The sequence below is a fragment of the Desulfobacter sp. genome (assembly GCF_050177295.1).
Genome location: NZ_JBFXHE010000015.1, coordinates 19488 through 27644, shown reverse-complemented (window position 1 = coordinate 27644; position 8157 = coordinate 19488). Strand labels below are relative to the sequence as shown.

At 49.7% G+C, this 8157-nt stretch carries 5 protein-coding genes; all 5 read right to left on the bottom strand.

What is annotated here, in order from left to right; all coding sequences use genetic code 11:
* Window positions 1-3105 (bottom strand): LOG family protein (locus AB7U36_RS02615; protein WP_428158254.1); only part of this gene is annotated, 3105 nt, incomplete at its 3' end.
* A gap of 42 nt (window positions 3106-3147) precedes the next feature.
* Complete coding sequence (locus AB7U36_RS02610) at window positions 3148-4749, bottom strand: pyridoxal-dependent decarboxylase (protein ID WP_428158253.1); 1602 nt, start codon at window positions 4747-4749, stop codon at window positions 3148-3150.
* A gap of 245 nt (window positions 4750-4994) precedes the next feature.
* Complete coding sequence (locus tag AB7U36_RS02605; RefSeq protein ID WP_428158252.1) at window positions 4995-5507, bottom strand: cob(I)yrinic acid a,c-diamide adenosyltransferase; 513 nt, start codon at window positions 5505-5507, stop codon at window positions 4995-4997.
* Window positions 5504-6505 carry a universal stress protein gene (locus AB7U36_RS02600; RefSeq protein ID WP_428158251.1) on the bottom strand — a complete coding sequence of 334 codons (1002 nt, stop codon included), beginning with the start codon at window positions 6503-6505 and terminating at the stop codon, window positions 5504-5506. Before AB7U36_RS02600 ends, AB7U36_RS02605 begins: the two co-directional genes overlap by 4 nt.
* A gap of 61 nt (window positions 6506-6566) precedes the next feature.
* The gene (locus tag AB7U36_RS02595) at window positions 6567-8138 is read right to left on the bottom strand and encodes an AAA family ATPase (RefSeq protein ID WP_428158250.1); all 1572 of its coding nucleotides are present in this window, start codon (window positions 8136-8138) and stop codon (window positions 6567-6569) included.
* Between the last annotated feature and the right edge of the window lie 19 nt (window positions 8139-8157).

Sequence of the window (8157 nt, the reverse complement as noted above, 5' to 3'; positions counted from 1 at the left end):
GGTGTTTTCCGTCCAGAAATTTCCGTAAAAAATCATGGGTTTTGAAAAATCACTGCCTGTTTCCTTGGAATAGGTGGCGGACACCGCAAACTGGGCGATTTCAGTGCGCGTCCCTGCGGACCCGGGCGTGAAAATAATGCCGCAGTTACAGGTGAGCACAAGGACATCCTCGCGCACAGCGTTGCTGAAAAATTTTGCCTGGTATTTGCAGAAAAGGTTGGGGGGCTCATGTCCATACAGCCATGTGGGAATGCCCAGGGAGCAGGGGGAGGGCTGGGGCCACCTCTGGAGAATCTTCCGGGCCAGCAAATTGTCCGGATCGTCCTGATAGCTGGGCTTTTCCTTCAGGATATCAATGGCCTCCAGCAGTTCATCCTCGCTGTAACCGCTGAAATGGGCGCCTAAATTTGCAGCCTCCATGGCCCCGGGGCCGCCGCCTGTGGCCACCACAAATTCCTTGAGGGCCAGGGCCCGGCAAAGAAGCGCGATCTCCCTATACTCCCCGGAGTCGCGCAGCATGGCATGACCGCCCATGATGCCGACCTGCTTTCGGCATGCGTATTCCTCCTGCAGCAGGTTGAGAATGACCCCGTCGTGGAGCGCCATCATAATATTGTCGTAGGTGTCATGGTCGAAATGCTTGTACCAGTTGTATATATTGGCATCGTTGTCCAGAAGCTCCCGGGCCGTATAAAGCGTGTCCCTGCCCACCCGGAACGGCATGTACCGGGCCGGTTTTACAACAATGGCGCCCCGGCGCAGAAGCTCTGCCTCAGTGACGCCTTCCGGAAAATCTTTAACACCCACAAAGACCTTTCCGGATGCGGTTTTAAGCAGTTCTCCGGCGTCTTTTCCGGACAGGTCGGAACCCTCATACACGGCATGGTGTTTTATGGGCTGGGCCGATTTGGGGTCCGTGGATGCCGCAGTGAGTTCGGCAAGCTTAACCCAGCTTTGTTCATCTTCGCTTGTACCGGCGGCGGACGTCAGTGGCGCGGCGTTTTCCGGTGCGGCCGGACCTGCCTTGGACATGTCCTGGGGCGGCGGGGCGGATTCAGCCTCGTGCCGCTTTTCCTGGGCAGAAGAGAGAATAAGGCGCAGACCCGCAACGTTATGTTCCATTTTCATCTGGTGGAGGTCTTTCTGCCACCCCGGGGGCAGGAAACGCCCCAGGGTGCACGCGTCGTTGTCCAGCAACTGCGCCACATGGGAGTAAACTTTATGATTCTCGTCCGGTGCTGCAACGGATGCATCTTCCAGCTCATCAAGCAGTGCTTTCACGTCATTTTCAACGATATCCTCAATCCTGGGCTTGTTCAGGGTGTCAAAAAGTTTTTCCCGCAGTTGTTCTTGTTCTGAGGACAAAGAGCCCTCAAATGAGGCGTAATCAAGATGGGCAAGGACCTTGGCAGCCCTGCCGAAAAGATGGCCTTCGGCCTGGTCCCGTTTTTCCAGGATCTCGTTGATTTTTTTAACGGACAGGGCCGCGATAACCCCTGCCTTGTCAGGGTTCTGGGCATGGAGAGCAAAGCCGATGCCCATGCCGTCAACACCGGTGTAGACGGCTTTGTGAAGGTTCGAGGCATCAATGCCTGCGGAGAGGTATGTGATAAGGCCGGCCTGGTGGGCTTCGTGGACAAAGCCCAGCATCTGGGGATGTGAGAGCTGGTCAACCACGGGAACGGATGCGCCTTTGCGTTCGCTGGCCCCGTCCAGGGTCACCTTGTCAAAGTTGCCCTGGCGCGTGATTTGAACAGCAGCCTTTGCAATGGCAGTGGTCCCGTCGGGATCGGTGCGCTGCAACAGCTTGCCCCGGGATTCGCTGAAGATCGGGCGGTTAATATTGAAGGCTGCGCTAAGGTACTGCCGGTCAGGGTCCCGCCGGACATTGGCGACCACCGCGTTCATGAAGCGAATGGCCTGCTGCTCGGTCATGTTTTCGATGGCAATTTTTGCGTCCACAATACCGGCCTCGAACATTGCCGAGCATGCCGAGGCGGTCTGGTGGGCCGCCTTAAGCAGGGCGGCATTGAAAAAATAATCCGGATCATGGGCGGCCTGCCCTGCTTCGCAGTATTGCCGGGCCAGGGTGCCAAAGGCGTTGCCGCTCATGTCATGGGGGTACTGGGCATTGAAAGAAAGACCCTCAAAGGTCGGGCGGCCGATAAAGCAGGAGGTCGGGGCAAGATCTCCCACATGCTGGCGGACCCGTGCTGCCGTAATGTGTGACGGCAGCCGGTAGGCTTCCATAAGGGAACGGTCACCAGTCTCAGATCTGTCGATATGTTCAATGTGTACAACAATGCCGTGGTCGAGCATCGAGCGGTCCTGAGCGGTGATCTTGATGTGGTCCGGGCCGGCGTCGGTGACAAAGACAAAGGACTGGTGGCGTTTGTGGCGGCCGGGAAGGCTTAAGGGCTTGAAAAGCCTGGGCTGCTGGATTCCTTTGCGCAGGTAGGCCGAAGATAGTGCGATGGCAAAAGTCTCGGCCGATGTCGGACGCGACTTGCGGTCGCGCAGCTCGTCCAGAAGCTGCATCACGCAGCCGTAAAATTCTTTGTGTTCTGCGGCATCCTTTACCGCCGCGTCCACACGTTTTCCGAATGCGCTTACCTCAGCATCCGGCACCAGTCTCAACAGGATCTTACGATCTTCTCCCGCAAGGGAAAACCGCGAGTGACCAGGTTCGGTTCCGTCACCGCCCGAGGCCTTCAGTTTCAGTTGTGCAAGGGTGTTGTATGCTGCCACGGCATCGCCACCGTTCTTGGCCTGCTTAATCCGGTCAAGCACGCCTGATTCTTTGTCCAGCATGCCGTGCATATAGGTCAAAGTGGCCTGTTCGTGGGCCGGAAACTGCTTCACGATGTCGAGAAAATATTCCCGGAGGCCTTTTAAGGTTTGGGCATCATCTTCATAAATTTCAAGCGTGACAGAGGTTTGAACCGGTACATTGGTCGCCTCGGCTTCAAGGGTGGACTTGTAAGAATGGGCACTTTCAACACATTGGCGCAGGGCAATACCATAAAATTCCTCCAAGGAAACGGACAGAACAAGGTCAAAATTTCTGTTTTCATCTTCTGTTTGCCGACGGGGTGGTGTAACCATATATCTCCTCCTTTTGAATCATAGATAGACGTCTTCGAATGGTTATTTCCAGCCACTTGAATGAAAGAATTTTTCAGCTTTATTTGCGGTATTAATATCAGGAAAAGCATCGTTGTTCCCCAGATCACGGATGAGTTTGTCAATCACCTTTTTTGTTACCGACTTCATGATAAAAATATGGGCATAATGCCGTTGGACACCGGTTTCATACAATGATTCACACGATAAAGAATAGTTTTCAATAATGGTGGGATTGGGCTGTTTAAAGCGTATGGTCAGGGAAAGAGGTGTACGTGCAATAAAAAGCTCTCCAGGCGAATAATGTTCCTGTTCAAGTTTTATCAGCTGATGATACGCATATTGCGCTGTATTTTCGCAGTAGATAGCATCTTCAATCTGCCGGGCATAGCTGTTGCGTGCAAGATAGTCCCACATAATGATGGCGGAGTATCCGTTGCGGGAACCGGCAAAGGTGGTGTCCGGAGAGCCGATATATGCCGGATCATCAGGTGGAAAGAGCTGATATTTGGTTTTGGTCATGAATATTCCGCACGGCCATGGTGCGCCAGGCCATTTATGACCGCTCATTACAATTGAATTTACAATGGGCAGACGAAAATCAAACACCGGCCCTTTTGTGGTTATTTTTTTCTGGTCAAAGGCTTTTTCAATAAACGGCATGTAAGATGCCCCCAAAGCGCCGTCCACATGTAACCAGTATCCGTTTCGGGTATCGGTTTTTATACAGGGTTTTCCATTTTCATCGACATCATCATAGGTGGCTTCACGATTTTCCAAACCGTATCTGTTAAAGATGGGCATCAATCTTTCCTGAATTGCTGCGACATCGTCATATGCGCCTTTAAAAGTTGATCCGTAATTACATACAATCAGTATCGGATAACCCCGGGATGCAAAAAATTCAACCAACATTTCAAGGGCTTCAATATCAATGCATCCCGGTCCTGAGCTGTGGTCCATGGAAGGCACTTCCGGGGTGCGCGTCCAGTCTCCATCGTTTGAAATGGGGTTTTGTCCTTTGTAGCGTTCGTATCCAATCTCGCTAAATGTTTTTATCCCCAGAACCCGCATGTATTTAACAATAGAGTAATGGGCGTCTTCGGAGAAGAAGGCCACGGGAGTATATGCGTTTTCATTACCGTTTTCTTTGTTCGTACGTGGTGACAGATAACTTGTTTTTTTATTTTTTTCCGGATCATTATCAACTTTCAGCTTGCGTCCGGCAAGATAATCACGGGCATTCCATAATCCGTAAATATTTCCTTCGGAGCTTCCCATGGAAAGGACATATCCCCAGTAGCTTTCAATGGATTGCTCGCCCTTATCGGTGCGCATTGTTGCATGCCAGAGTTTTGCATAGTAGTCCAGCACAGCTCGTTCCATTATTTTACTGTTAATCGTAAAGTTTCCGGAAGTGAACGGGTCTCCTATATTATTTACGTGAATATTTAAGAAATCAGCAGTCTCATCTTTATAAAAAACACCCTGATTTGCCTGGTATCCTAAAAATTTTTGCTGCTTGTTTCTCAAGTCCTGGTAGAGCTTTTGAATCAGTGATTGTCTTTTTTCGGATGGGATTTCCTCCCCAGAGAGCTTGTAATTCTGATCTGAAATATCTGTCATAATGTTCTCCTTGAATGAGCCGTCTTGATGATAACGGTTTTTTGAATATGGTTCGCTTGCACCATTTAAGTTTTGAGAAAGGATTGTATATGCCAATAACATCCTAAATTAACTGAATATTTATCTATCAGGTGATCAAAAAACTATCAACTTTTTTGTAGTGTTAAAACCGGCCTAGGCTATTTGTAAACACCATGAACCAGATGGGAAGTTAGAAGAAATGTAGACACCCCAAAATCATGTCCTCACTTCTCAATACCCACCCTGGCCACAACACCTTGTTTATAATAGTGTTTTATTTCTGTCATTTCTGTTACAAGATCTGCTTTTTCAATAACAGACGCAGGAGCGCCGCGTCCGGTAATAACAAGTTCAACATGGTCAGGCTTTATATCAATCAGGTGTAAAAGGTCTTTCTCTGAAAACAGGCCGTAAGAACAGGCTACATTTGCCTCCTCAGCAATAACAAGATCATATTTTCCAGATTCGATAATGCTGCATAACCGTTCATACCCCTGCCGGCACCCGGCTCTTTCTGCGTCAGAAGGCGTTCCTTTAACAAATTTCCCGGCACCATATTGTTCTACAACGATATTTTCAAATTTTTTAAGTGCTTTTATTTCGGAATACATGCCCTGTTTCATAAATTGAATAATGAAAACCCCAAACCCGGCACCTGCCGCCCGGATTGCAAGCCCGAGGCTCGCGGTTGTTTTTCCCTTACCATTGCCGGTGTAAACCTGAACATAACCTTTCACAGATCTTCATTCCCCTTGCCGGTAAACACATGAATTGACCGGTCTTTTTCTTTACCGATTGCAGGATCATTAGAGGCGCTTTCATCCCAGGATACCAGGGCTTCCGGGTCCGTTACCACGACCACCGGACATCCGGCCCGGAAAGCGGTCCGTTCCACGGCACTGCCGGCATACCATTTTGAGTCCTTTTTCTTTGTGTGGGACCCCAGAATGATCAGGTCGGCAGAGTTCTTTTCCGCACATTTAACGAGTTCCAGATGGGGCAGGGCCCCGCCCCAGATCTGATAAGCGTAATCGGTATCTTTGATCAAATCCCGGCAGAATTCTTCCAGACGGTTTTCCGTATTTTTTCGGTCTGCTTCATAATCTTTCTTGGTATACTTGGGATACGGCGGCACAGGAATCATGTGAAAGGGAAAGATTTTCGACCCGAATTTTTCCGCAGTTTTCCGGGCAAAGAACAAGGCGCATTCGCAGGATACGGAAAAATCCACCCCCACTACAATTTTTTTGAATGCTGCCGAGGACAAACGAACTGCGGGATTGATAATCATCACCGGACAATTTTCCCGCATGACCACACCTTCCACGGTGCTCCCGATCTTCCCGGCCACCCGGACGGTTCCCCTTTCAGCAGCACGTTCGGAATGGGGGCCGAGGACGATCATGCCCGCGTTAACATGCCGGGATTGACGGACAATCTCTTCCCAGGGGAATCCGCAAACAACCTTGACGTCAAAATCCATGCCCGCCGGCAAAATTGATTTATAAAAACCAAAGAGTTCTTTCCAGACAATTTCCTGATAGGCCGGCGAAAAATCGATCTCCTCCCCTGTTTTAAAATCCTTAACCAGGTGTCGGCGGCTTTCATGGGAGGACTCCGCTACATGAAGAATGTTGAGCTTGGCCTGATGGGTTCCGGCGATTGCAGCAGCCCCTGTCACTACCGGATCCTTAACTCCCACAAGGTCTGTCGCTGCTAGAGTATGTTTAAACATGGCTCCTCCTTTTTTATTGATGCATCAGGACCTGTGCCTGTTGCTTGAGTCCATTAATTTTTCAAAGCATCCGGGGCAGAATTTTTAAAAGACACGCATCCATGGATGCTTCGGTATTCACTTTTACATGACAGTCCGTCTCTGTTTTTCGAATCGGTTCAAACCGGTTTTTAAATGATTGAAAATGGGAAATCCGCGCATCAGATACTGTGTTCCGGCCAGTTCTCATGATCAGCCTTTCTTGCAGAACAGGGTCCGGTACCGTGCATTCGGTAAACACGATGCCAGCACCTAATTTCCCAGCCAGGGAAACTGCTTGTTTTCGATATTTTTCCCGGCTGAAGGTGGCATCCAGCGCCACGGAGTTTCCCTTTAAAACCTCTTTTTCCGCCAGGGACAAAAGTGTGTCATAGGTCTGGCTGGTCGCGGTTTCGGAATAGATTCCTTTTTCAAAAGGCATGGTCACAGGATCGGTGGGCGGGGCGGGGAATATTTTTTTCCGGACCACATCCGAATTGATGGACCGGATATTCAGCGCCAGGGAAAGGCCTTGTGCCAAGGTGCTTTTTCCGGATGCCGGCATGCCGCAGATCACCCAGATCCTGGGCCTGGAGAAATGATCGGCATACCGGTCTGAAAGGGCAAGGTATTTTTTTGTCTGTTCCAAAAGTTGATTGCGTTCCTGTTCGGAAACATCATGCTCATGCAGGCGGATGCAATTCACCTTAAAACGTACCATGGCCCGGTAGCATTTATAAAAATGTATCAGTACATATACTTCCGGGTCATGCATATCGCCTGCATACGCGAAAAGAAACTTTTCAGCCAAAGCTGAAAATCCAAGAAATTCCATATCCATGACCAGAAAGGCCAGATCCGCTCCCACGTCCTGATACCGGAACCGGTCATTGAATTCAATACAGTCAATGATCTGAATCCCGGTCTCTGTAAAATAAATATGGCCGGTTCTTAAATCCCCATGGCAGTCCCGGAACCGTTTATTTTCCATGCGGCGAAAAAACAGGGATTTTTGCCTGTCTAAAAAGGCGCCTGTCCTGGACCATACCGACTGAAAACAATCGCCGTCAAACAGGGACCCGAGCCAAGGTTGGGTCTGTTTAAAGTTTTCATCGCAGTTCTGCCGGATTGTTTTAAAGGCCGCTTCCATATTCGGCGGCCTGTCAAATGTATCGGAACCGTAAAATTCGGACAGCGTCATTGCCAGCCGGTCAATCTCCTTATTACCGATCTTTCCGGATCTCAGCAACTGCTTCATGGAATAGGTCTCAGCCAGTTTCCGCATCCTTACGGCATATTCAACAACCGTCCCGTCGCCGCCCAGGCAGAAATGATCCCCTTTCTGGGTAATTTCCGTCACATCCAGGTAAACGTTATTTGTCAGGCGGCGATTTAATGCCACCTCACGGGTGCAAAAATGTCTGCGGTTTTCGAGCGTGGTGAAATCAAGGAACTCCAGGCCCACGGATTTTTTAATTTTGTAAACAAGGTCGCCTGCCAGGAACACCATGGAAATATGGGTTTCACAGACTGTTACGCTGTGAACGGGATGGGGATAAAATTCCGGGGTCCGCATTTGTTTAAAAAGAGCTTCCTGAAGAGCCGATTCTCTCATCTTCACTGGTCTGTTCCCC